23 protein-coding genes are annotated in these 23,813 nt (G+C 70.3%); 21 read left to right on the top strand and 2 right to left on the bottom strand.

Translation table 11 applies throughout. The annotated features are described in order from the left end of the window. Positions 1–225 precede the first annotated feature (225 nt). The 17 genes from ACIPSJ_RS49375 to ACIPSJ_RS49455 all read left to right on the top strand — a co-directional run bounded on the left by ACIPSJ_RS49375 (position 226) and on the right by ACIPSJ_RS49455 (position 17,963). A complete protein-coding gene (locus ACIPSJ_RS49375; protein WP_401356487.1) occupies positions 226–1,407 on the top strand; it encodes a Gfo/Idh/MocA family protein in 1,182 nt (393 codons plus the stop codon). After that, positions 1,404–2,324, top strand: a complete 921-nt coding sequence (locus ACIPSJ_RS49380) for a sugar phosphate isomerase/epimerase family protein (RefSeq protein ID WP_401356490.1) — start codon at positions 1,404–1,406, stop codon at positions 2,322–2,324. The genes ACIPSJ_RS49375 and ACIPSJ_RS49380 overlap by 4 nt, the downstream gene beginning before the upstream one ends. Positions 2,325–2,365: 41 nt before the next feature. Beyond that, positions 2,366–3,475: a Gfo/Idh/MocA family protein gene (locus ACIPSJ_RS49385; protein ID WP_401356493.1), complete on the top strand. Its 1,110-nt coding sequence runs from the start codon at positions 2,366–2,368 to the stop codon at positions 3,473–3,475. Positions 3,476–3,506: 31 nt separating this feature from the next. Beyond that, entirely contained in the window at positions 3,507–4,400 is an 894-nt protein-coding gene (locus tag ACIPSJ_RS49390) for a sugar phosphate isomerase/epimerase family protein (RefSeq protein WP_401356495.1), read from the top strand. A gap of 129 nt (positions 4,401–4,529) precedes the next feature. Next, positions 4,530–6,038, top strand: a complete 1,509-nt coding sequence (locus ACIPSJ_RS49395) for an ABC transporter substrate-binding protein (protein ID WP_401356498.1) — start codon at positions 4,530–4,532, stop codon at positions 6,036–6,038. Positions 6,039–6,080: 42 nt separating this feature from the next. Beyond that, the gene (locus tag ACIPSJ_RS49400; protein ID WP_401356500.1) at positions 6,081–7,022 is read left to right on the top strand and encodes an ABC transporter permease; all 942 of its coding nucleotides are present in this window, start codon (positions 6,081–6,083) and stop codon (positions 7,020–7,022) included. After that, positions 7,019–8,776 (top strand): ATP-binding cassette domain-containing protein, encoded by a 1,758-nt coding sequence (locus tag ACIPSJ_RS49405; protein ID WP_401356503.1) that lies wholly within the window; start codon positions 7,019–7,021, stop codon positions 8,774–8,776. The genes ACIPSJ_RS49400 and ACIPSJ_RS49405 overlap by 4 nt, the downstream gene beginning before the upstream one ends. Continuing rightward, positions 8,773–9,627 (top strand): ATP-binding cassette domain-containing protein, encoded by an 855-nt coding sequence (locus ACIPSJ_RS49410; RefSeq protein ID WP_401356505.1) that lies wholly within the window; start codon positions 8,773–8,775, stop codon positions 9,625–9,627. The genes ACIPSJ_RS49405 and ACIPSJ_RS49410 overlap by 4 nt, the downstream gene beginning before the upstream one ends. Continuing rightward, positions 9,624–10,055, top strand: a complete 432-nt coding sequence (locus ACIPSJ_RS49415; protein WP_401356507.1) for a nuclear transport factor 2 family protein — start codon at positions 9,624–9,626, stop codon at positions 10,053–10,055. Before ACIPSJ_RS49410 ends, ACIPSJ_RS49415 begins: the two co-directional genes overlap by 4 nt. Further along, the gene (locus ACIPSJ_RS49420) at positions 10,052–10,324 is read left to right on the top strand and encodes a hypothetical protein (RefSeq protein ID WP_401356509.1); all 273 of its coding nucleotides are present in this window, start codon (positions 10,052–10,054) and stop codon (positions 10,322–10,324) included. Before ACIPSJ_RS49415 ends, ACIPSJ_RS49420 begins: the two co-directional genes overlap by 4 nt. A 1-nt stretch (position 10,325) precedes the next feature. Beyond that, positions 10,326–10,928 (top strand): response regulator transcription factor, encoded by a 603-nt coding sequence (locus tag ACIPSJ_RS49425; protein ID WP_401356511.1) that lies wholly within the window; start codon positions 10,326–10,328, stop codon positions 10,926–10,928. Next, positions 10,925–12,373, top strand: coding sequence for an ATP-binding protein (locus ACIPSJ_RS49430; RefSeq protein WP_401356514.1), 1,449 nt, complete (start codon positions 10,925–10,927; stop codon positions 12,371–12,373). Before ACIPSJ_RS49425 ends, ACIPSJ_RS49430 begins: the two co-directional genes overlap by 4 nt. Then, positions 12,370–14,928: a glycoside hydrolase family 78 protein gene (locus ACIPSJ_RS49435; protein WP_401356516.1), complete on the top strand. Its 2,559-nt coding sequence runs from the start codon at positions 12,370–12,372 to the stop codon at positions 14,926–14,928. The genes ACIPSJ_RS49430 and ACIPSJ_RS49435 overlap by 4 nt, the downstream gene beginning before the upstream one ends. After that, positions 14,925–16,142 (top strand): amidohydrolase family protein, encoded by a 1,218-nt coding sequence (locus tag ACIPSJ_RS49440; protein WP_401356519.1) that lies wholly within the window; start codon positions 14,925–14,927, stop codon positions 16,140–16,142. The genes ACIPSJ_RS49435 and ACIPSJ_RS49440 overlap by 4 nt, the downstream gene beginning before the upstream one ends. A gap of 253 nt (positions 16,143–16,395) precedes the next feature. Continuing rightward, positions 16,396–16,824, top strand: coding sequence for a hypothetical protein (locus tag ACIPSJ_RS49445; RefSeq protein WP_401356521.1), 429 nt, complete (start codon positions 16,396–16,398; stop codon positions 16,822–16,824). A gap of 454 nt (positions 16,825–17,278) precedes the next feature. Continuing rightward, a complete protein-coding gene (locus ACIPSJ_RS49450; protein WP_401356766.1) occupies positions 17,279–17,617 on the top strand; it encodes a hypothetical protein in 339 nt (112 codons plus the stop codon). A gap of 34 nt (positions 17,618–17,651) precedes the next feature. Further along, complete coding sequence (locus tag ACIPSJ_RS49455; protein ID WP_401356522.1) at positions 17,652–17,963, top strand: muconolactone Delta-isomerase; 312 nt, start codon at positions 17,652–17,654, stop codon at positions 17,961–17,963. Positions 17,964–18,503: 540 nt separating this feature from the next. Here the strand turns inward: ACIPSJ_RS49455 and ACIPSJ_RS49460 are convergent. Both ACIPSJ_RS49460 and ACIPSJ_RS49465 read right to left on the bottom strand, forming a co-directional pair. After that, on the bottom strand, positions 18,504–19,145 hold the full coding sequence (locus ACIPSJ_RS49460; RefSeq protein WP_401356524.1) for a hypothetical protein: 642 nt from the start codon (positions 19,143–19,145) through the stop codon (positions 18,504–18,506). A gap of 146 nt (positions 19,146–19,291) precedes the next feature. Further along, complete coding sequence (locus ACIPSJ_RS49465) at positions 19,292–19,888, bottom strand: hypothetical protein (RefSeq protein WP_401356527.1); 597 nt, start codon at positions 19,886–19,888, stop codon at positions 19,292–19,294. Positions 19,889–20,531: 643 nt separating this feature from the next. Between ACIPSJ_RS49465 and ACIPSJ_RS49470 the strand changes: the two genes are divergently transcribed. From ACIPSJ_RS49470 to ACIPSJ_RS49485, 4 genes are all read left to right on the top strand, one after another. Continuing rightward, on the top strand, positions 20,532–20,795 hold the full coding sequence (locus ACIPSJ_RS49470; RefSeq protein ID WP_401356529.1) for a helix-turn-helix transcriptional regulator: 264 nt from the start codon (positions 20,532–20,534) through the stop codon (positions 20,793–20,795). A gap of 170 nt (positions 20,796–20,965) precedes the next feature. Continuing rightward, positions 20,966–21,721 carry a DUF6083 domain-containing protein gene (locus ACIPSJ_RS49475; protein ID WP_401356531.1) on the top strand — a complete coding sequence of 252 codons (756 nt, stop codon included), beginning with the start codon at positions 20,966–20,968 and terminating at the stop codon, positions 21,719–21,721. A gap of 99 nt (positions 21,722–21,820) precedes the next feature. Next, on the top strand, positions 21,821–22,303 hold the full coding sequence (locus ACIPSJ_RS49480; RefSeq protein ID WP_401356768.1) for a hypothetical protein: 483 nt from the start codon (positions 21,821–21,823) through the stop codon (positions 22,301–22,303). After that, positions 22,300–23,811 carry a UvrD-helicase domain-containing protein gene (locus ACIPSJ_RS49485; protein ID WP_401356533.1) on the top strand — a complete coding sequence of 504 codons (1,512 nt, stop codon included), beginning with the start codon at positions 22,300–22,302 and terminating at the stop codon, positions 23,809–23,811. The genes ACIPSJ_RS49480 and ACIPSJ_RS49485 overlap by 4 nt, the downstream gene beginning before the upstream one ends. Positions 23,812–23,813: the final 2 nt, after the last annotated feature.

Consider the following 23,813-nt stretch of genomic DNA (forward strand, 5'->3'; position numbering starts at 1 on the left):
TGAACGTAATGTCACTTGGTTATGACGTCAAGTGAACCGAAGGCTGTTCCTTGCAGGTTGCAGCAATAACCAAGTAGTCGGACATCCTTCACTCGAATTTGTCCATCTTTAGGCCTTAGAGAAAATTAAATTGCACCTCTTGTGTGTAATCGACGAACTAAACAAAGGTGTGGCGCAACGCGGCGTTCATGTCGGCGTGGGGATTCGGACAGCGGAGGTGTGCCGGTGAGCGGCGCGATGCGAGCCGTGGTGGTGGGAGCGGGAATGATCGGCGCGGTGCACGCCGGGGCCATCCGAGCCGCCGGGGGAGAGGTGGCCGGTGTGGTCGCCTCGACGCCGGAGCGGAGCGCCCGGGCCGCCGAGGCCTGGGGCGTCACCCGTGGCTACCCGGACCTCGCCTCCGCACTGGAGGACGACAGCGTGCGGGTCGTCCACGTCTGCACCCCGAACGCCCTGCACGTCCGCCAGGCCGAGGCGGCTCTGGCCGCCGGCAAGCACGTCGTGTGCGAGAAACCCCTCGCCACCTCGGCTGCGGACGCGCGGCGCCTGACCCGCCTCGCCGACGAGGCGGGACTGGTGCTCGCCGTCCCCTTCGTCTACCGCTACCACCCGCTGGTCCGGGAGATCCGCGAGCGGAGGCTGAGCGGCGAGTTCGGCACCTGGCAGCTCATCCACGGCAGCTACCTGCAGGACTGGATGCTCTCCGCGGACGCCATGTCCTGGCGGGTGGACCCGGCGGCCGGCGGGCGTTCGCGGGCCTTCGCGGACATCGGCTCGCACTGGTGCGACCTGGTGGAGTGGGTGGCCGGAGTCCGCTTCACCGAGCTGACCGCCAGGTTCGGCACCACCGTGGCCACCCGGCCCGCCGGTACCGGCACCAGCTTCGCCGCCTCCGGGCACGGTCCCCGGGTGGCGGTGCGCACCGAGGACGCGGCGACCCTGCTGCTGCGCACCGGTGAAGGGGTGCTGGGCAGCCTGACGGTCTCCCAGGTGTCGGCCGGCCGCAAGAACCGGCTCTGGTTCGAGCTCGACGGTTCCGCCGCCTCCGCTGTCTTCGACCAGGAGAACCCCGAGACCGTCTGGCTCGGCGAGCCGGACGGCGCGCGGGTGCTCTTCCGGGACCCGGGACACGGCAGTGCCGCGCAGCGGCGGCTGTCCCGGCTGCCCGCCGGACACCCCCAGGGGTACGCCGACTGCTTCGCCGCCTTCGTCGCCGACACCTACGAGGCCGTACGGGGCGGCACGCCCGACGGCCTGCCCACCGGCGCGGACGGTGTCCGCGCCGCCGAACTCGTCGAGGCCGCGCTGGCCTCCGCGATCACCCTGACCTGGACCGAGGTGGCGCCCGCGGTAGCGCCGTACGGCACGCCGCCGCGAGACCCGCAACCCCTGGAGGCCTCCGTATGAAACTCGGCATGCTCACCGCCTGCCTGCCGCAACTGTCCCTCGCCGAGATCGCCGCCTGGGCGGGCCGTACGGGCTACGAGGCCCTGGAGATCGCCGCCTGGCCGGACACCGGAGGCCGCGACTTCGAGGCCGCGCACCTGCCGGTCACCGGCTTCGACGCCGCCGCCGCGGACTCGACCAACGCCCTGCTGGCCCGTCACGGACTGACGGCCTCCGCGCTCGCCTACTACGAGAACAATCTGCACCCCGACCCGGAGCGGCGGGCCGAGATCCGCGCCCACCTCAAGTCGGTGGTCGACGCAGCGGCGCTGCTCGGTGTGGAGTACGTGGGCACCTTCGTCGGACGCGACTGGACCCGGCCGGTGTCCGAGAACCTCGCCGAGGCCGAGAAGATCCTTCCCGAACTCGTGGAGTACGCGGGGGAGCGGGACGTCCGGATCGTCATCGAGAACTGCGTGATGGAGGGCTGGCACCCGGACGGCTACCCGGGCAACCTCGCGTACTCGCCGGAGCTGTGGGAGTGGATGTTCTCCCTCGGCCTCCACCTCAACTGGGACCCCTCGCACCTGACCTGGATCGGCATCGACCCGGTCGCCACCATCGCCCCCTACGCCGACCGCATCGTCCACGCCCAGGCCAAGGACCTGGAGATCCAGCCGGGCCGGGTGGACCGCTACGGCTTCTTCGGCAAGGCCGTCCGGCGCGCGGACCCCTGGGACACCGGCTGGTGGCGCTACCGCGTGCCCGGCCGCGGTCAGGTCGACTGGAACGCCGTCGTGGACGCCCTGTACGAGCACGGCTTCACCGGCACCCTCTCCGTCGAGCACGAGGACCCGCTCTGGAGCGGCACGACCGAGCGCGTCAAGACCGGCCTGGAGATCGCCCACCGCACCCTCAGGCCGCTGATCGTCGCCTGACTCCGCCCGCTTCCCGCAGCAGAACGTCATTCAGGAGACCCATGGTTCAGCACACGGCCCGGCACCGCGTCGGCATCCTCGGCGCCGGCAACATCTTCGGCCGCTACGTCGAGGGCATGCGCACCCTGCCCGGCCTGGACGTGGTCCGCGTCGCCGACGTCGACCCGGCCCGCGCCGAGCGCGCGGCGGCGGACTTCGGCATCCCCGCGTGGGGCGACGGCGACGACCTTCTCGCCGACGACGGCGTCGACATCATCGTCAACATCACCCCGCCACGGTTCCACGCCGACACCGTGACCGCCGCGCTGGACGCCGGCAAGCACGTCTACGTCGAGAAGCCCGTCGCCGCGACCACCGACCAGGCGCGCAAGGTCCTCGCCGCCGCCGAACGCGGCACCGCGCTGCTCGGCTCCGCCCCCGACACGTTCCTCGGCAGCGCGGTGCAGACCGCCCGGCACGCCGTCGACCAGGAGCTGATCGGCGAGGTGATCGGCGCCACCGCCTTCGTCCGCTCCAGCCGCGCCGAGACCTGGCATCCCGACCCGCGCGCCTTCTACGGCCCCGGCGGCGGCCCGGTCCTGGACATGGGCCCCTACTATCTGGCCACGCTGGTCAACTGCCTGGGCCCGGTGGCCCAGGTGTCCGCCGCCACCCGCGTCGGCGCCCCGACCCGGAAGGTCACCAGCCCCGAACGGGTCGTCGACGAGGTCACCGTCGAGGTCCCCACCCACGCCTCCGCCACCCTCACCTTCGCCTCCGGTGCCCTCGGCACCGCGCTGTTCAGCTTCGACGTCTGGGACACCGAACTGCCCCGCATCGAGATCTACGGCACCGAGGGCACCCTGGCCCTGCCCAACCCCAACTTCTTCGACGGCGACGTACGTCTCAAGCGCCACCAGGACACCGAGTGGCAGGTCCTCACACCGGTCACCGAACTCTTCGGTGCCGTCGGCAGCCCCGAACAGCACCGGCGCGGCCTCGGTGTCCGGGACCTCGCGAACGCCGTCGAGGGCGGGCCGCTGCGGGCCGGCGCGGAGTTCGCGTTCCACACCCTGGACGTCCTGGAGAGCATCCAGACCTCCCAGCAGCAGAAGCGATTCGTCACCCTCGGCAGCAGCTGCGAGCGCCCCGCGCCGCGCACCTCCCGCTGACCGAGCCCCCCCCAGAAAGGACCGCACCGCCGTGAAGATCAGGCAGGACCGCCTCGCCGTCAACCCCCTCCAGTGGGTCGCGAGCGCCGACGGCTGGATCGACCCCACCCTCGCCCCGCCGCTCGACGACCAGCTGGCCGTGATCCGGGACGCGGGCATCACCGCCCTGCACAGCGCCGTGCCCGGTGACCTGACCCCGCAGGCGTACGCCGACCGGCTCACCGCGTACGGAATCAGCCCCGCCCCCGGCTACGTCCCCGTGCGCCTCAGCGACGACGAGGTGCAGCGGCAGACCTTCCGCGACACCGCCGCCCGGGTCGCCGCCGAGCACGCCGCCCTCGGTGTGCCCACCGTCTTCCTGGCCATGGGCATGGCCAAGGACGCGGAGCGGGTCGCCCGCCCGGCCGTCGGCCACCTCGCCGACCGTGACCGGCTGGAGCGGGTGCGCGACCTGCTCGCCGAGACCGCCGGGATCATCCGCGCCGAAGGCATCACCCCCGCCTTCCACCCGCACGTCGGCACCTGGGCCGAGACCGAGGAGGAGACCCGGTTCGTCCTGGACACCGTGGACGCCTCCGTGCTCTCCTTCGGACCCGACCTGGGGCATCTGGCCTGGGCCGGCGCCGACGCCACCGGCCTGGTGCACGACTATGCGGACCGGGTGGCGAGCGTCCACATCAAGGACCTCGACCTCTCCCTCGCCGCCCAGGCCAGGGACGCGGGCTGGGACTACCGAAAGACCGTCCTGGCAGGTCTGTGGTCCGAGCCCGGGCACGGCAACGCCGACATCGAGGGGTTCGTCGGCGCTCTGCCGGACGGCTTCGACGGCTGGCTGATCATCGAGGTCGACCGAGGGGCGCGGCCGACCCCGCAGGAGAGCGTCCGGCTGTGCGGCGAATGGGCCGTGAAGCACGCCCGGCCGTGAGCCGGTTAACCGTGTCCGCGACCGTGACCGGGTCGCAGGACGCACCAGCGGTACCGGCCGTGCGCGGCCGTGAGCGGGACCCCACGGGGGACGACCAGGAGCCTTAGGAATGAGACAGGTGGAGAGAACATGCGCAAGACAGTGGCGTTCGTGGGAGCCGGCCTCCTCACAGTGACCGTCGCGGGCTGCGGCGGCGGCACCGGCACCGCGGCCGGGGACAAGACCCTGACCCTGGGCGAGTCGGTCACCGCCACGCCGTGGGATCTGGCCGAGGCCAGCATCGGTCCGGAGGCCCAGTACTACCAGCCCGTCTACGACACCCTGATCAGGCTGAACACCAAGGGGGAGACCACCCCCAACCTGGCCACGTCCTGGTCGTACGACAAGGCACGGACCACCCTCACGCTCAAGCTCCGCAAGGACGTGAAGTTCACCGACGGCACCGCCCTGGACGCGAGCGCCGTCGCCAAGAGCCTGCTGCACACCAAGAACGGCACCGGCACCGCCTCCGACGAGATCCAGGACGTCACCGGCGTCGAGGCCGTCGACAGCACCACCGTCGCCGTCAGGCTCAGCCACCCCAGCGCCGCGCTGCTGCCCGCTCTCGGCCAGGTCTCCGGCATGATCGCCAGCCCCAAGGCGCTCGGCGACGCGAAGACCCCGGTCGGCTCCGGCCCCTACAAGCTGGACACCTCCGCCACCACGTCCGGCCAGACCTACACCTACGTCCGCAACGACGACTACTGGAACACCAAAGCATTCCCGTACGACAAGATCGTCATCAAGTACATCCAGGACCCGACGGCCCGCACCAACGCGCTGCTGTCCGGCCAGATCGACGGCTCCACCCTCAACCTCAACCGGGTCAAGACCGTCGAGAGCCGGGGCCTGAACGTCACCACCTACCAGCCCGGCGACATCGAGGGCCTCTACATCTGGGACCGGGCCGGCAAGATCGTGCCCGCGCTCGGCAAGCTCAAGGTCCGCCAGGCACTGAACTACGCGTTCGACCGCAAGGCCATCATCAAGTCCGCCAAGACCGGCCTGGGCACCGCCACCAGCCAGCTCTTCGCCAAGGGCGAGGCAGGCTACGACGCCTCGCTGGACAACGCCTACTCCTACGATCCGGCGAAGGCCAAGAAGCTGCTGGCCGAGGCCGGCTACCCGAACGGGTTCTCCGTCACCATCCCTGACTTGTCCGGGATCTTCCCGCAGGAGCAGGCCGCGCTGACCCAGTCCCTCAAGGACATCGGCATCAAGGTCACCCTCAAGACCCTGCCCAGCGACCAGATCTTCAGCAGCCTGCTGGCCGGCAAATACGCGATGTCGTACTTCAAGCTCGGCGCCACCACACCCTGGGACAAGATCCAGCTCCAGCTGCCGAGGAACGCCACCTGGAACCCGCTCAAGTACGACGACCCCCAGGCCGACGCGCTGATCACCAAGATCGGCGCCGCGAGCGGCGCACGGCAGACCCAGTTGTTCCAGCAGCTGAACAAGTACGTCGTCGACCAGGCGTACAACGCACCCTGGAACGTCATCGTCAACGCCTACGCCACGGCCAAGGACGTCAAGGTCACGCCGCAGCCTGGCTCCCAGTACCCGCCCGTCTACAACTACGAGCCCGCCGCGAAGTAGCCCGCGGACCGTCAACCCGACACGCGGAAGGAGGAACCGACTGTGCTCGCATTCCTGATCCGGCGCATCGCCGCCGGAGCCGTCCTGGTGGTCGTCGTCGCCACCGCGACCTTTCTTATGCTCGGCCTCACGGGCACCGACGTGGCCCGCAACGTCCTGGGCGAGACCGCCTCACGGGCCGCGGTGGCCGCCAAGACCCGTCAACTCGGGCTCGACCAACCCCTGGTGGAGCGCTACGGGCACTGGGCGGGACAGGCACTCCAGGGCAATCTGGGAGACTCCTGGTTCACCGGCGACCCGGTGAACCAGTCCCTGATGGACACCCTGCCCGTCACCCTCTCGATCGTGTTCGCCGGTCTGCTGCTGGCCGCCGTGCTCAGCGTCGCCCTTGGTACGGCGGCGGCGCTGCGCGGCGGCTGGGTCGACCGGCTGGTGCAGTTCGCCGCCGTCCTGGGCACCGCGGTGCCCAGCTTCCTGATCGCCCTCGTCCTCGCGGTCACCCTGGCGGTCCGGCTGGGCTGGCTGCCCGCCACCGGGTACGTCGCCCTGAACAGCTCCGGCATCGACTGGCTGCGCTCCATCATTCTGCCGGCAGTCTCCCTGGCCGTCGGCGCCACCGCGGCGACCGCGATGCAGGTGCGCGGCGCCATGGTCGACGTCCTGCGTGCGGACTTCGTGAGGACGCTGCGCAGCCGGGGCCTGAGCACCCGCAGCGTCATCCTGCGGCACGCCCTGCGCAACGCCGCACCGCCCGCCCTGACCGTGCTCGCCCTCCAGTTCATCGGCCTCATCGGCGGCGCCGTCGTTGTGGAGAAGGTCTTCGGACTGCCCGGCATCGGCAGCCTCGCCAACTCCGCCGCTACACGAGGGGACGCCCCCGTCCTGCTCGGCACAGTGGTGGTCACCGTCGTCATCGTCGTGGCCGTCAACCTGCTCCTCGACATCGCCTACGGCTGGCTCAACCCCAAGGTGCGTATCTCATGACCCCGGCACAGTCCACCCCCGCGGCCGCCGCACCGCCCCGCCGGGACGTCCTGTGGCGCCGCACCCTCCGCGACCCGGTGGCCGCCGGCTGCCTGGCGGTCCTCGCCCTGGTGATCGTCGCGAGCCTCGCCGCCCCGCTCCTCACCGGTCACTCGCCCGACCGCAGCGTCATGGCGGACACCCTCGCCCCGATGTCCGGCGCCCATCCGCTCGGCGGCGACGGCGTCGGCCGGGACGTCCTGGCCCGGCTGCTGTACGGCGGCCGCACCAGCCTCGTTGGCGGCACCCTCGCTGTCCTCGTTGCCTTCCTGGTCGGCGCCCCCCTCGGCCTGATCGCGGGCTTCTACCGGGGCTGGTTCGACGCGATCGCCGGCTGGGTCGTCAACGTCATCATGGCCGTCCCCGCGATCATCGTCATGCTCGTCGTCATGGCCACCGTCTCCCAGGACCTCGACGTGGCCATGATCGTCCTCGGCGTGATCATGGCCCCGATGGTCTTCCGGCTCATCCGCGCCTCCGTCCTCGCCGTCCGTGAGGAGCTGTACGTCGACGCCGCCCGGGTCTCCGGACTCGGCGACGCGCGCATTATGCGCCGGCACGTGCTGCCCGTGGTCGTCGCGCCGTCCGTGATCCAGGCGACCCAGGTGTTCGCCGTGGCGATCGGCATCCAGGCGGGCCTGGCCTTCCTGGGTCTCGGCAAGGCTTCCCAGTCCAGCTGGGGCGCCATGCTCAACGACGCCTTCACCAACATCTACAACGCGCCGACGCTGCTGGTGTGGCCCGGCGGCGCGATGGGCCTGACCATCCTCGCCGCCAGCATGCTCGGCAACGCGGTACGAGACGCGCTGGGCACGGCACCGCCGCGCGTGGTGCGCCGCCGCAGGCCCGTCCCCCCGGCGGGCTCCGCCACCGATGACGTCCCTGCCGAGCGCCTGCTCACCGTCTCGGGGCTGCGGGTCTCCTACGGTGAGAAGACCGTCGTCGACGGCGTCGACCTCATCCTGGACCGCGGCGAGGTCCTCGGACTGGTTGGCGAGTCCGGGTCCGGCAAGAGCCAGACCGCGTTCTCCGTGCTCGGTCTGCTCCCCAACGAGGCCGAGGTGAGCGCCGACCGGCTCACCTTCGACGGGAAGCACGTGCTCGGCCTGGACCTCGCCGATCTCAACGCGCTGCGCGGCCGGAGCATCGGCTACATCCCGCAGGAACCCATGTCCAACCTGGACCCGTGCTTCCGTATCGGCTTCCAGCTGGTGGAGCCCCTGCGTAAGCATCTGGGCCTGTCCCGCGCCGAGGCCCGGGCCAAGGCGCTCGCGCTCCTCGGCAGGGTCGGCATCTCCGACCCGGAGCGGGTTTTTCGATCCTACCCGCACCAGATCTCCGGCGGCATGGCCCAGCGTGTCCTCATCGCTGGCGCCGTCTCCTGCGACCCGCAGCTGCTGATCGCCGACGAACCGACCACCGCCCTCGACGTCACCGTGCAGGCCGAGGTGCTCGACCTGATGCGCTCACTCCAGCAGGAGCGCGGGATGGGCATGATCCTTGTGACCCACGACTTCGGCGTGGTCGCCGACATCTGCGACCGGGTCACCGTCATGCGGCAGGGCCGCATCGTCGAGACCGCCCCGGCGCGCCGGATGTTCGCCGAACCCGGCCACGACTACACCCGCATGCTCCTCGACTCCACGCTGGAGGGCGGCCCCGCCCGCGGCCTGCTGCGGCTGCCCGAGAAACCCCTCAAGGAGGTGACGTCATGACCGCCCGCAACGACGACCCCACCACACCCGCGCCCCTGCTCGAACTCGACGACGTCGTCGTGGAGTACCCGGGCAAGAGCCGGCGCGACAAACCCTTCCGGGTGCTGCACGGCGTTTCCCTGGACATCGCCCCCGGCGAGACCCTGGGCTTGGTCGGCGAGTCCGGCTCCGGCAAGACCACCCTGGGCCGGGCCGTTCTGGGCCTGGCACCCGTCACCTCCGGCGAGATCCGCTACGCCGGACGGCGCGTCTCCGGACTCGGCAAACGAGAACGCAGGGCCCTGGGTAAGGACATCCAGGTCGTCTTCCAGGACCCGTTCACCTCGCTGAACCCCGCCATGACGGTCATGGACATCCTCACCGAGCCTCTGCTCGTGACCGGCGTCGCCCGCGCCGACGCCGAACGCCGTGTCCAGCAGCTCCTCGACCACGTCTACCTCCCGCACGACGCCGCCCGCCGGCTGCCCCGGGAGTTCTCCGGCGGCCAGCGCCAGCGCATCGCCATCGCCCGCGCCCTGTGCCGGGACCCCAAGCTGATCGTCTGCGACGAACCGGTCAGCGCACTGGACCTCACCACCCAGGCCCGGGTCCTCGACCTGTTCATCGAGATTCAGGAGGCGACCGGCGTGGCGTACCTGTTCGTCACCCACGACCTGTCCGTCGTACGGCACATCAGCCACCGGGTCGCGGTGCTCTACCGCGGCGGCATCGTCGAGACCGGCGACGCCGCCCAGATCACCGAGCATCCCGAACACCCCTACACCCGGAAGCTGTTGCTCGCGGCGCCGGTGCCGGACCCCGAACGCCAGGCACAGCGCCGCACCGAGCGTCTCGCGGCGGCCACGCCGTGACCGCGGACGTCGTCGCCACCCTCACCCGCTACCTGGCCCTGTGCGACGTACCCGCCCCGGTCGACGGCGACCTCGGCGACCTGTTCACCGAAGACGCGGTCTGGGAAGGCGGCGGCACCGACTACGCGGCGAAGTTCGGCCGCACTGAAGGCCGCGAGGCCATCGCCGCGATGCTGGCCGGGTACCTCCCACCCAGCTCCCACTTTCGGACCAACGTCCACCTGCTGTTCCCCGGCACAGTGGACTCCGATGGGGCCTCGGCGCACGGCAGTTGGCCCATGCAGCAACTCTCGCGCTACGAGGACGGCCGCACCGAGATCATGGTCGCCCGGCTCGACGTGACCTTCCGTCTGGACCCGGACCGGCCGCGCATCCGGGCCTTCCACACCGAACGACTCTTCAGCGCCCCCCTGAGGGAGGAGCCATGACCACCCGGACGAGCGCCCGCACGATGCTGCTCACTTGCTACGCCGACACCCATGGCTACGGCTGGCACCACGTCGACCTGTTCACCCACGACAGCCGCGGCAGGGAGGTCAACTGGGTCCACTGGACGGTCGAGGAGGACGGACCCGACGGCGCCGACACGGCCACCGCACAGGTGGAACCCGCACTGCGCCGCACCACCGAGTGGCACCACGGGGTGAGCGCCGACGGCAGCGAGTACTGGACCGCACGGGCCGCCTGGGACGGCTGAGATGTGCCTGGTGTACATCCTGGACGACGACCAAGAGTTGAGCGAGTCCCTCGCGTGGCTCCTCGAATCCGTCGGCATCCGTTCGCAGCGCTTCCACGACCCCCGCGACTTCCTGGACTCCTACGACCGGTCCCGACCCGCCTGCCTGGTCCTCGACGTGCGCATGCCCGAACTGAGCGGGTTCGATGTGCAGGGCCTGCTGAACGAGACCGGGGAACCGATGCCCGTCGTGTTCGTCTCGGCGCACGGCGACATCAGGATGTCGGTGCGCGCGATGCAGAACGGCGCCGTCGACTTCCTGGAAAAGCCCTATGACCCGCAGCACCTGCTCGACGTCGTCCAGGCCGCCCGGCGCACCGCCCGCGACCGTTTCGCCCACCGAACGCTCCACGCCGAACTGCGCGCCCGTCTGGCCGACTTGACGGCACGCGAGCGCGAAGTGCTCGACCTGTCGGTGGAAGGCATCCCCAACAAACAGATCGCCGGGCGGCTCGGCATCAGCGCCAAGACCGTGGACGTGCACCGGGCCCGCATCCGCGAGAAGACCGGCGCCGAGAGCATCGCGGCCCTCGTCCACGACGTCCTGCGGCTGGAGAACTCATGACGACCGGCGAGGTCCTGACCCCGCAGGACTTCAGGGAACTCACGGATGCGCTGCGGTACTGCGTCCTGCTCCACGACGCCCGCACCTTCGACATCCTCTGGGCCAACCGGGCTGCCTGCGACCTGCTCGGCTGGTCCCTGGAGGAACTGCGGCCTCTCAAAGCCCCGGACATGAGCAAGAACGCCCGCCAGTACACCCGGGAACTCGGCCACCGCTGGCTCGGCCGCGCCGTGACGGACGGCACCAGCGCCACCGAGTGGTGCTACCGCTCGCGAACGGGCGAGGAGATCCTCACCGAAGCCATCGCCATCCGCGTCGAACTCGCCGGACACACGGCGGTGATGGTCCAGTTCCGGGACATCGCCGAGGAGAAGGCGGTCCGTCGCGACCTGTTCCGCACCGAGCACTGGCTGCACACCTTCCTCGCGGGCCTCGCCGAGGGCATCGTCGTCCTGGACGACACCGACCGGGTCGTCTTCGCCAGCGAGTCCGCACTGCGCCACCTCGGAGAGGGACTGGAAGGCGCGGACTTCGCCACGTACTGCGACGGCGGACCGGTTCCCGCCCGCGAAGGCCGCTACCGATTCGCCGCGCCGGCAACCGAACCCCGCTGGTACGCCACCACCTGCCAGCGCATTGAGATCGAGAGCGACCTGCACGGCCGCATGCTGCTCTTCTATGACGTCACCGACCGCGTCCGCACCGAGGAACAGCACCGCCGTGACACCCAGCACCTGGACCACCTCGCCCGCTACAACGCCATGGGCGACATGGCCATGGCCATCGCCCACGAGGTGAGCCAGCCGCTCGCCGCCGCCTACAACTTCGTCGAGGGCGCCCGCGGCAGACTCGGCACCGCCGACACCTCGGTGGCCTGGGGCCTGGACAACGCCGTCCGGCAGATCGAGCGAGCCCGGCGCATCCTGGGCAGCCTGCGGCACTACGTCGGCCGGCTGGAGCAGTCGGAGCAACTCACCGACCTCAACGACATCGTCCGCGACTGCGCCTACTTCGTCGAACTACGTGCCCAGGAACACGGCGTGCAGGTCGCCTTCGACCTTACGGCCCGACCACTCCCGGTGCGCTGCGAGAACGTCCTGATCGGCCAGGTCGTCATGAACTTCGCCTTCAACGCGGTCGACGAGATGGCCCGCTTCCCGGGCGGCACGGGCGCGGTCGAGATCGCCACCCGGCTCGGCGCGGACGGGCGGACCGAGCTGGACGTCCGTGACCAAGGCCATCGGCCGGCCCCCGACGAACGTGTCTTCGACGGGGTGTTCACCTCCAAGGAGAACGGCAGCGGTATCGGCCTCGCCCTCAGCCACCGGATCATCACCCGCCACGGCGGCCGGATCAGCGTGCGTCCCAACCGCCCGCGCGGCGCCGTCTTCGGCTTCTCCTTGCCGCCCGCCACCACCCCACCCGCCGGAACAGGAACCCCATGACCGACCCCAGCCTCCGCGTCACCGATGTTCGGGCCGAACACCACACGGCACCGCTCGGCATCGGCGAGCGACGCCCTCGGCTGTCCTGGCGGACGCTCACCGAGCGACCGGGATGGCGGCAGAGCGCGTACGAGATCCGGTTGACCGAGGACCGCCGTGAGACGGTCCACGTGCGACACGACTCCGGGGAGTCCGTACTGGTGCCCTGGCCCGGAGACCCGCTGTCCTCGCGCCGACGGGTCGAGGTCGCCGTCCGCGTCTGGGGCCCGGACGGTGGGGGCGCCTCCTCTTGGTCGGCACCGCTCACGGTCGAGGCCGGGCTGCTCGACCCCGGGGACTGGTCCGCGCGCCTCGTGTCGCCGGACTGGTCTGAGCCCACCGACCGTCCCGTCCCGCCACCCGTGCTGCGCGGCGCGTTCCGCCCGCGCGGCCCCGTCGCCTCGGCTCGGTTGTACGCCACCGCCCACGGCCTGTACGAGGCCGAACTGAACGGTGAACACGTCGGCGACCACGTCCTGGCCCCCGGGTGGACCGACTACTCCCGGCGCCTGCGCTACCACACCCACGACATCACCCACCTGATCCGGCAGGGCCCGAACGAACTGCGGATCCACCTGGCCGACGGCTGGTTCCGCGGCCTGCTCGGCTTCGGCGGCGGCACCCGCAACCACTACGGTGACCGGCTAGCGGCCCTCGCCCAGCTGGAGGTCCGCTACACCGACGGTACCCACGACACCTTCGGCACGGGACCCGACTGGCAGGCCGTGCACGGACCGGTCCTCGCCTGCGGCCTCTACGAGGGGGAGACCCACGACGCACGCCGCGAGCCCGCCGACTGGCAGCCGGTACGGACCGTCTCCTACGACCCCACCCGGCTCGTGGCCCCCGACGGACCACCCGTGCGCCGTACCGAACTGGTGGACCCGGTCGCCGTCCTGACTTCTCCATCCGGCCGCACCCTTCTCGACTTCGGGCAGAACCTCGTCGGACGCCTGCGCATCCGGGTACGCGGCGAGCGGGGCCGTACCGTCACCCTGCGGCACGCCGAGGTGTTGGAGGACGGGGAACTGTGCGTCCGCCCGCTGCGGCGCGCGCACGCCGTCGACACCTACACCCTCAGCGGTGCACCGGACGGCGAGGAGTGGGAACCCCGGTTCACCTTCCACGGCTTCCGCTACGCCGAGGTCGACGGCTGGCCCGGCACGCCCGGACCCGGCGACGTCCGGGCCGTCATCCTCCACACTGACATGCGCCGCACCGGCTGGTTCAGCTGTTCGGAGCCCCTACTCGACCGCCTCCACGACAATGTGGTGTGGAGCATGCGCGGCAACTTCGTCGACGTGCCCACCGACTGCCCGCAGCGCGACGAACGCCTCGGCTGGACCGGCGACGTCCAGGTCTTCGCCCCGACCGCGGCGTTCCTGCACGACTGCGCGGGCCCCCTGCGCTCCTGGCTGACCGACCTCGCCGCCCAGCAACACACGGACGGCAGGGTCCCCATGTACGTGCCGTACATCCGTACCCGCTTCCCCGAACTGCGCGCGGCCGCCTGGGGAGACGCAGCCGTGATCGTGCCCTGGACACTGTACGAGCGGTACGGCGACCCCCAGGTCCTCGCCGACGCCTACCCTTCGATGAAGGCCTGGGTCGACGGTGTCGCGGCGTCCGCAGGCGACCGCCACGTCTGGGACACCGACCGGCAGCTCGGTGACTGGCTGGACCCGGCCGCCCCACCCGACCGGCCAGGCGAAGCCCGCACCGACCCGCACCTGGTTGCCACCGCCTACCACGCCCGCTCGGCCGAACTGCTCGCCCGCAGCGCCCTGTTGCTCGGACGGCAGGCGGATCACACGCGCTACGCCGGACTGGCCGAGGCCGTGCGGGCCGCCTTCCGCGCGGAGTACCTGACCCCGGACGGCCGGCTGACTAGCGATGCGCAGACTGCCTACGCCCTGGCGCTGTGTTTCGGGCTGCTGGAGACGGACGGTCAACGGCGGTCGGCCGGGCAGCGGTTGGCGGAACTCGTGCGAGCCGAGGACTTCCACATCGGCACCGGCTTCGTCGGTACCCCGCTGATCTGCGACGCGCTGTGCCAGGCGGGGGAGTACGACACCGCCTACCGGCTGCTGCTCCAGCGCACCTGCCCGTCCTGGCTGTATCCCGTGACCATGGGCGCGACCACCGTGTGGGAGCGGTGGGACAGCATGCTGCCCGACGGACGCGTCAACCCCGGTGAGATGACGTCGTTCAACCACTACGCTCTCGGCGCCGTCGCTGACTGGCTGCACCGCACCGTCGCAGGCCTCGCCCCAGCCACCCCCGGCTACCGGCGTCTGCTGGTCCGCCCCCGCCCCGGCGGAGGGCTGACCCACGCCCGCGCGGCCCACGACACCCCCTACGGCAGGGCTGAGGTGTCTTGGACCCGTGCTGGCGGCGAACTGCTCGTCGAGGTGACCGTGCCTCCGGGGACCACCGCCCTGATCGACCTGCCGGACGGCAGCGACCCCGTCGAGGTCGGCTCCGGCACCCATATGTTCAGAACGGAGATGATATGATCACTCGCTATCACCACGCCGCACTCGTCGACGGCACCGGAGCCGCACCCGTGCCCGATGCCGTCCTCGACGTGACGGACGACGGACTGATCGCCTACGCGGGCCCGGCGGCCACCGCACCGCCGGGGCCACCGGCCGCGATGGTCGACCTGGGGGGCCGCACCCTGCTGCCGGGCTTCTTCGACTGCCACGTCCACCTCTGCATGACCCCGGAGCGCGGGCTGCTCGCGGGACTGACCGCCGACCCCACGGTGGAGGTCCTCGAGACCGCCGCACGGCTGCGCGCCACCCTGCACGCCGGCGTCACCTCACTGCGCGACCTCGGCGGCATCCCCGCCGGCTACCGCGAGGCGAACGCACGCGGACTGATCGAGGGCCCCCGCCTCCAGGTGGCCGTCAAGGTGATCGGCCACACCGGCGGCCACGCCGACTGCTCGCTGCCCGGCGGCGTCGACGCTGCCCCCCACCTCGGTGAGATCGCCGACACCCCCGACGAGGCACGCGTGGCAGCCCGCAGGATGCTGCGCGCGGGCGCGGACGTCGTCAAGGTCTGCGCCACCGGCGGCATGGGAAGCCCGCACGACGACCCCGACGACGAGGGCCTGACCGTCGAGGAACTGCGAGCGGTTGTCGACGAGGCGGCACGGCACCGCGGAAAGCCGGTCGCCGCGCACGCCCAGGGCACCGTCGGCATCCGCAACGCCCTGCACGCAGGGGTGGCAAGCGTGGAACACGGCTACGGCATGACCGACGAACTCTGCGACCTGGCGCGGGAACAGGGCACGTTCCTCGTCCCGACCCTCTCGACCGTTTACACGCCGCTCGATCGGGCCAAGATGCCCGAATACCACTTCCAGAAGAAGAGCCGGTGGGCCGGAACGAGCAAGGAGAACATAGCCCGTGCCATCGAGAGGGGTGTTCCCGTGGCCCTGGGTACGGACGCCGGCGTCGTTCCGCACGCCCGTAATCTGCTCGAACTGTCCTATCTGGTCGAGCTGGGAATGACGCCACTCGATGCGATCACGGCCGGAACCCTGAACGCGGCGCGTCTGCTCGGAGTCGAAGAACGGCTGGGATCCCTCGAAAGAGGAAAAGTGGCGGACTTCGTAGTCGTCGACGGGGATCCGCTGTACGACATCGCGTTGCTCGGCCGACCGGAGAACGTCGTCATCGTCGCGCAGGCGGGGGTTGTTCGCAAGAATCTGGCCGCGTAGGGGAATTACCGTGGAGAGATACGGACAACTCCCCGCGGTGGGCGCCCCTTCGGTGGCAATGGCGTAAGCCATGCCTCGAAAACACGTACAGCGAGCCCCGCTTGCCGTCACCGTGGTCTTCGCAGCCTTTGCCAGCGCTCTGTCCGCCACGACCGCCGCCTCCGCCACGACCGTTCATGGCGCTCCGCTCGCCGCGACGAAGAGCGGGCCGGTCAGCGGGGTGCGCGGGACCAGGGAAAGGCCGCTTCGCCGGGTGCGGCAGAACATCACCGCGTTCGATGGCGATCTCGGCCGGATCACGATCTGCGGGAAGTCGGCTGGTGGTCTGCCGGAGTACGCGCTGTTCACCGACCCGAGCACGCGGTCGCGTCGCCCAGGCCATCATGGAGAGCATCTCCTGCATCACCTCATCGCACGCGGAGGCACAAGCCCAGGGAGATTCCATCGCCGCCAAGCTCGGCTGCACCGACGCCTCCTGTCCACGGAGCAGGAGCGTGGCGCAGATCCTGGACGCCGGGGCTGCTACGCCCCCATCGTCCATGAGGCGCCGAGCCTGCCCGTGGACCACAAAGACGCCGTGCGCACCGACCGGTCCAGTCATGTCCCGGTCCTGATCGGCTCGAACGCGGACGAAGCCCGAAGCTTCGCCCTGAGCTTCATCGGTGCCACGAAGCAGCAGTGAGCCGCTTTCCTGAGGTCAAGTCTCGGTGACGACGCCGATGCCGTGCCGGCGCGTTACCCGTGGCCCGACGACTCCGACACGTTCAAGGCCGCCTACCTCGTGGCGGCGATCTGGACCGACTCGGGGCGGATCAACCAACTCGGCGGCTGACCCGCCCGCAGCCTGAACCAGTCGTTCGTGCGGGCCACCCGCACCTACGCCTACGCAGCTACTCGGTCTCCGCGGCGCTCGACGCCGCCGAGCGCCGACTGCCGCGGGACATGATCCGCTACAGGGGAGCGTTTATCCGCGCGGGGTTCCTCGTCCTAGCCCGCTTACGCGGGCACCGACACCGGCCAGACCCTCTCCCTGCGTCCCGGCGGCCACTCGGTGCTCCTGTCCAACGAGCAGGCCGCGAGGGACCACGAGTTCTCCTTCTGGAACGGCCATTCACACAGACGAAAGGCTCGTCGGAATCGCCGACGCACCACCCCGGCCCTACACCAACGGTGAGACGCAGGCGCCGGTGACCGGGAGCATCGACGAGGTCTTCGCACCTCAGCTGACCGGCCTGGACGCGTTCGCCCGCGAACGGATCCACGCCCGCCTGCATCGCACCGTGGGCAACCCAGCCGCGAAGTCGGCCCTCGACATGACCTTGTGGGACATCGCCGGTCAGGCGATTGGCAAGCCGGTCAGTGAATTGCTTCACCGACCGCATGCGCGTGTCCCACATGCTCGGCTTCGACACCCCCGAGCGGGTGGCTGCGGAAGCCGAGTGTCCTACGACTTCGTTCTGGATCCCATCCTCTGATCAGCCGACCGTCCGCAGCCACCGGAGGCCTGCCGTGCTCTTCGCCGTGCACATGACTGTCAACCCTCCGCCTGACATGGATCCCGAGGCGCGAGCCACGACTCTCGCGGCCGAGAAGAAGTATGCCGACAAGCTTCAGCGGGCCGGCAAGTGGCTGCACCTGTGGTGCTGCGCCGGCCGGTACGCCAACCTCAGCGTGTTCGACGTCACCCACAACGACCGGCTCAACGAACTGCTGTGGGGCCTACCGCTTTTCCCCTACATGGAGATCACCGTGACCCCGCTCGCACTCCACCCCTCAGTGGTTCCTCGGACCGCTGCCGCGGACTTCTCAGCGATGGAATGAAGTGCTACTGAAAAGGGAGCAGCCCCGTGAGTGGGCCCGACCCGCTTCACCACTGCCTGAAAACGGCACGGCCTTGAAACTTTGCGGCGAGTATTGGCAACCCTTCTCGGAACGACCGTCTTCAACGAAGATGCCGCGCTGGCCGTCCTTTTCGTTCCGGGTGCGGATTTCGGCCTGCACTGCTGTGACCGGGAGGCCGCCGACAACGATCAGATCGCCATGGGGGCGCAGACCATTGACCGTCGCAAGACATGCACATAGCTGGGGTTTGGGGCGCCACACCCCTGACTCCGACTTCTCCCACTATCTCCAGGACTTCGGGGAAGCTGGATCGAGCGATCCAGCTCCAGAGGCATGGACTGCGTCGCCGAAAACTGAGGCCAACGCTGGCGGACTGTCCGCCAGCCGTCTGTAGCTCCGATATGTTGGTTAACGTCACCGTCAACCAAGAGGACAAGCTCGTCTGATCGTGATCCGCGGCCGCCTGCCGGACTAATCAGATGTCAGCGATGACGCTCCCGGGCCTGCCCTGCCCGCCCGTTACTCGGCTTGGGAGGGCTGCTTCTCTTCCTGATCGCTCTGTTGCGGCGTGTCGGGGGAGGCGTAGAAGACGGAGCTGCCCTGCTTGGAGCGTTGGGCCAGGGTTTTGGCGACGAGCCCTTCGAGCGTGGTGCGGACGACGGTGGTCTTGATGCCGCGTTCGGGATGGGCCTGGCCGAGTGCGGTGGTGATTTCGGCGGCTGAGCGGGGCTCGCTCTGTTCAGCCAGGTGGCTGCGGACGAGTTCGACCAGGGTGGGCTGGGGCGTCTCGGTGCCTGCGGTCTTGGTCTTGGGCTGCCTGGCTGCCGCCTTCCTGGCCGTGGTGCGGCCGGGCCCAGCGGCAGCGCCCCGCGTCCGCCCTGCTGCCGACGCGGTCTTCGACGCAGTCTCCTTGCGGGCTGAGGGGGCGGCAGCAGTGTCGGGCACGGCTGGGGGTTCGACTGGTGCTGCCGGGATACCGAGAGCCTGGTGCATGTTCACTAGCATCGTGTGGTCATGCTTCAAGGCGGCCAACTGTGTGTCGAGTGAGCGGATTTCCTCGCTGATGCGTTCCTGTTCCTTGATGTTGCGTTCTAGGTCGCCGGTCACTTGGGCGGCGTACTGCGACGTCAGCTCGGTGGAGGAGATCGTGCTCTCGGACATGATGGTCACTCTTCCTCGGTCTTGACTGTGAGCGAAGGCACGCCTGGGATGGTGTGCTGCGGCAATGATGGCATCGGTGTCAGGTACTCGGAGTAGAGATAGTACGGAGAACGGGGCTGGTTGCTCCTTCGACGCCCCTTCCCGGCTCATGCAGGGTGGGCCGATGCGCGGTGCCCCTGTGGCTGTACTGCGGAGTGGGCCTGTACGGGAAGGTGCCACAGGACTTCGTCAGTGTCCCGGTCATGGGTCCATGCTGCCAGCGTGCCCAGGGCCACCAGACGGTCCAGAAGCTCTGCGGTCTGGGCGGGGGAGTGCCCGCCCAGCCGGGCGAGGACGTCCATGTCGGTGCCGTGGTGGGCGGGGTGGCACAGGTGCCCGGCCAGTACCAGAGCGGTCAGCCGCAGGGCGGGCGGTGCGGCGGCCGGCAACAGCAACGGTGTGGGGCGCAGCGCCCAGTGGGCGGCCTGGTGGCGCGCGCTGCGTCCGGGGGCCTGGTCCAGCACGGCCACATCCGTCAGCCGCACCATGACCGGTGCCGGCTTGAGGGCGGGCAGGGTCAGCCAGCCGGCCTGGGCGAGTTCTTCCCACAGCTCGTGACGCCCGCGCAGGCGCATGCCACGCAACAGACCGCCGGACAAGCGGGCATGACCCCGGGTGTCGGAGCGCAGGGCGCACTGCAGGGCCAGCAGGCGGGCCGCAGGGGAGGTGAAGCGGGGGAGCGCGGCGGCCAGATAGGTGAGCATCTCCCGCACCCTCGCCCGCTCGTCGGGCCCGGAGCGAGGCGTATGGTGTCGGCGAGCTGATGCGCGGCCCGGACGCAGCGGCGGGTGCGGGCCGATCAGCGTGTCCGGTACCACGGCGGTATTGCTGGTCGCCGCTGCGCAGGCCGCGCAGGTGTCAGCGAGCCGCCACATACGGCCACTGCCGTCGCGGGTGAGGGCGAGCAGCACCGCCCCCGAGCAGCCGCGGTGGCGCGGATGCCATGAGCAGCCCCGCTCACTGCACTGACAGGTCCGCAGATGCACCGGCGTCAGGTCGGTACGGGCGTGGCGGGCCAGATGGGCCAGAGCGGCAGATTGCGCGGACCTGGCCCTCACGGCAGCGGCGGGGGCAGTGCAGTGGGCGCAGACGACGCTCGGTCCGCCTGTCCGCGGACGCAGTTCCACCGTCCAGACACGCCGTAGAGCGGCGTGCGTGCCGCCAAGCCTCATGGGCTGGTCATCCTCCCGTCTGTCTGCGCCCGTGGCAGGGGCTCACCGTGGACCGGCGCCCCGAGACGGACGCACCGTAGTGCAGATTCCCACACCGTGAACGTCACTCCCGTTCCGAAGGAAAGTGCGGAAACCCGCACTGACAGGGCAGGGTGCTGCACCGTCGGATGGTGGAGTGACGATCTTGCCGCCCGATCCCGACCTCACCGGGCTGCGTGTCGTGCTCGCGCGCCTGCGGGCCGAGCGCGGCTGGACCTTCGATGAACTCGCCAGCCGTAGCGGTCTGGCCCGGCGCACCCTCATCGACCTCGAGCACGGCCGCACCGCCGGCAACGTCACCACCTGGCACGCCCTTGCCCACACCTTCGACGTGCCCATCGAGCGCCTGTTGGGCGCCCTGTGCGAGAACCACACGCCGCCCGGCGCGCCTGAACCCTGACCTCCCACGTCGCCTCGGCGCACGCCGCGTCAGAAATCACTCGATCGGGCAATCAGGCATAGAACGACCGTACGTGCTGCCGTTCATGTGTGCGGGCCTGTTGGGCCGGCCGTGGGACACCCCTCCGGCACGTTTCCCACTTCTGCGTGTCGCCTGGCACGGTGCCCGCCATGTTCCCCACCCCCTCTTCAGCGAGCCGTCACTGGGATGGCAGCCCTCGCAGCACCCGCCACCCACACCCCCTGCGGGTGGCCGACACCAGCCCCAGCCGCCTGCTGCGGGCCGGCCGGAGCGACCGCTGCCGCCAGTGCGGCAACCGCATCGACCCCTACCGGCGCGCCGATGGACGGCCCATCGTTCTGCACCCTGCCGAACTGGCCGCCACCGACATCTCCGCATCCTGCCGCTGGCACCTGAGCTGCGGAATCGCCCATCCGCACGGCGACGGCACCGACTGGTGCCGCATTCCGCACGCCGTCCTGTGCCCACACCACACGCTCACCTGCCGCGCCGCGCCGGGTCTCAAAGCGATCCGCCGCCAACTAGCCCTCCGTACCCGCCGCATGATCGACACAGGCACCTTCACCCCCACCCCGACCGCCACAAGCCAGCCCGCCGCCGACGTGGGCGAACCCGACCGCCCCGTCGTGCAGTTGCTGCACTGCCGCTACCTCGCCGAACGGCCGGTCAAGGATCTCCGCTGCGTGGCCCACAGCCGTCACCGCCACCGCTGCACCCAGTCCGTCCTGACCCAAAACAGCCCGCCAGCCGCTGGAGGCTGCTGCCTACCGGCGCCCAGTCCTTGGCCAACTCGCCCTGCCGGACATGATGGCCCTCTACGACCTCAGCCACCTGCCCTACGCCGAGCAACTACGCTGGCGCGCCCAGCGCTGCCCCACGCATGCCGCCGCCCGAGGCGCCGCTGACTGTGCCCCGGCCAGCTGGCAGCTCTTCGACCCCCTGCGCCATGCCGTCTACATCTATGCCCGGCTTCCGCACCCTTCGGCCTTCCCAAGGAACGAGGGCTGACCGTGCCGCACCACGCCCTGGAGATCACCCTGACCCGCCCCCTGTCGACGAACGCCCTGCGCCGCGCCGCCCACGCACTGCCGCTTGCCGCCAACCATGACGCCACCCGGCTCATGGCCCTCGTGCACGCCAAACACCCCCACCAGGCCGCACACCGACTCCGCCGCCAGCTCGGCCTGCGGCTGCCCATCGACGTGATCACGACGCATTACCCGGACGCCGACCACACGATGCTGCTCAACGTGGCTTTCCCGCCCGTCATCCAAGCCGCCCTCAAGGCCCATGCCCGCCGCGCGCATCAGACCCCTGAGCGCTTCGTTGAACTGGCCCTGCACCGAGTTCTGGCCGAGCACGCCGACCGGGAGACGGACCGCCTCGACCAGGCGGTGCACGACCTCCTGGCCCACACCACTCCCGCCTACCTGCTCTCCGCCATCGGGCACGCGCTCGCCCGGCTCCCCGAGAGGCGCACGCCATGAACCTGACCGACGAACAGACGGCAGCAGCCGACGCCTTCCGCGCTGGCGACCACCTGGCCCTGCAGGCTGGCGCTGGCACCGGCAAGACCACCACGCTCGCCTTCCTCGCCCGCGCGACTGACCGCCGCGGCCGCTACCTCGCCTACAACCGGACCATCGCCCAGGACGCACGCACCCGCTTCCCGACCACCGTGCAGTGCAAGACCGCCCACGCACTCGCCTACGCAGCCGTCGGCCACCGCTACACCCGCCGTCTGAACGCACCCCGCCGCCCGGCCTGGCAGACCGGACAGGCCCTCGGCATCACCAAAGCCCTCCACATCGCAGAACGCGAGGTGACCCAAAAGGCGCTCTCCAACGCCACCCTGCGCGCCGTCACCCGCTTCTGCCACACCGCCGACGAGGCCATCACCCACCACCACGTCCCCCGCCTGCGCGGCCTGGAAGACACCGACCTGCACGCCCAACTCGCCGCTCACATTGTGCCGTTCGCCCGCAAAGCCTGGACCGACTTGCAACACCCCGACGACGGCGCCGTCCGCTTCGACCACGACCACTACCTCAAGATCTGGGCTCTCACCCAACCGCGCATCGACGCCGACTTCCTGCTGCTGGACGAAGCCCAGGACACCAACCCCGTCGTCGAACAGATCTTTCTCGCCCAGCGCGACCACGCCCAGCTCGTCATGGTCGGCGACTCCGCCCAGGCCATCTACCACTGGCGCGGCGCCAAAGACATCATGACCGGCTTCGACGGCACCCAGCTGCCCCTGTCCCAGTCCTTCCGCTTCGGTCCCGCCCTCGCCCACGAGGCCAACCGCTGGCTGTACCTGGCCGATGCCCCCATCCGCCTCACCGGCACTGCCGCGCTGAACACCGAACTTGGCCCCGTCACTCAGCCGGACGCCGTGCTGTGCCGCACCAACGTCGGCGCCATGGCCCAGGTCATGACCCTCATGGCAGCCGGCTACCAGGTCGCCCTGACCGGGGGAGGAGACAGCCTGCAGGCACTGGCCCTTGCCGCGCGCGATCTGAAAGAAGGCCGCCGCACCCACCACCCCGAACTCGTCCTCTTCCCCTCATGGGGCGATCTGCAGGACTACGCCGCCCACGACCCGGCCGGACACGACCTGCAGCCCCTGGTCAACCTCGTCGACACCCACGGCACTGACGCCATCCTCGCCGCCGTCGCCCACCTTGCCCCCGAGCCGCATGCCCAGGTCACCGTCTCTACCGCCCACAAGGCAAAGGGACGCGAATGGCCCCGCGTGCTCATCGCAGACGACTTTGGTCGCCCCCAAGACAACACTCCTGACGAGCGCACAGACTCCACAACGTCCCCTGACTACCCTGTCGACGACGCCGAAGCCCGCTTGGCCTACGTGGCCGTCACCCGCACCCGCCAACGCCTCGACCTGGGCGGCCTGTCCTGGATCCACGACCATTCCGACAGCACCCCGCCCGACCAGAACAAACTCCCCCATGGGGGAGCGCCGGGGGCCGGGTAAGC

Origin of the sequence: Streptomyces sp. NPDC090088 (genome assembly GCF_044747345.1) — a bacterium.
Lineage (GTDB): Bacteria > Actinomycetota > Actinomycetes > Streptomycetales > Streptomycetaceae > Streptomyces.

What these genes read in the sequence shown, in the direction of transcription:
- ACIPSJ_RS49485 (WP_401356533.1), top strand. Translation starts at nt 22,300, where the DNA reads ATGAACCTGACCGACGAACAGACGGCAGCAGCCGACGCCTTCCGCGCT.
- ACIPSJ_RS49380 (WP_401356490.1), top strand. Translation starts at nt 1,404, where the DNA reads ATGAAACTCGGCATGCTCACCGCCTGCCTGCCGCAACTGTCCCTCGCC.
- ACIPSJ_RS49440 (WP_401356519.1), top strand. Translation starts at nt 14,925, where the DNA reads ATGATCACTCGCTATCACCACGCCGCACTCGTCGACGGCACCGGAGCC.
- ACIPSJ_RS49465 (WP_401356527.1), bottom strand. Translation starts at nt 19,888, where the DNA reads ATGCTCACCTATCTGGCCGCCGCGCTCCCCCGCTTCACCTCCCCTGCG.
- ACIPSJ_RS49460 (WP_401356524.1), bottom strand. Translation starts at nt 19,145, where the DNA reads ATGTCCGAGAGCACGATCTCCTCCACCGAGCTGACGTCGCAGTACGCC.
- ACIPSJ_RS49405 (WP_401356503.1), top strand. Translation starts at nt 7,019, where the DNA reads ATGACCCCGGCACAGTCCACCCCCGCGGCCGCCGCACCGCCCCGCCGG.
- ACIPSJ_RS49420 (WP_401356509.1), top strand. Translation starts at nt 10,052, where the DNA reads ATGACCACCCGGACGAGCGCCCGCACGATGCTGCTCACTTGCTACGCC.
- ACIPSJ_RS49410 (WP_401356505.1), top strand. Translation starts at nt 8,773, where the DNA reads ATGACCGCCCGCAACGACGACCCCACCACACCCGCGCCCCTGCTCGAA.
- ACIPSJ_RS49395 (WP_401356498.1), top strand. Translation starts at nt 4,530, where the DNA reads ATGCGCAAGACAGTGGCGTTCGTGGGAGCCGGCCTCCTCACAGTGACC.
- ACIPSJ_RS49475 (WP_401356531.1), top strand. Translation starts at nt 20,966, where the DNA reads ATGTTCCCCACCCCCTCTTCAGCGAGCCGTCACTGGGATGGCAGCCCT.
- ACIPSJ_RS49430 (WP_401356514.1), top strand. Translation starts at nt 10,925, where the DNA reads ATGACGACCGGCGAGGTCCTGACCCCGCAGGACTTCAGGGAACTCACG.
- ACIPSJ_RS49435 (WP_401356516.1), top strand. Translation starts at nt 12,370, where the DNA reads ATGACCGACCCCAGCCTCCGCGTCACCGATGTTCGGGCCGAACACCAC.
- ACIPSJ_RS49385 (WP_401356493.1), top strand. Translation starts at nt 2,366, where the DNA reads ATGGTTCAGCACACGGCCCGGCACCGCGTCGGCATCCTCGGCGCCGGC.
- ACIPSJ_RS49425 (WP_401356511.1), top strand. Translation starts at nt 10,326, where the DNA reads ATGTGCCTGGTGTACATCCTGGACGACGACCAAGAGTTGAGCGAGTCC.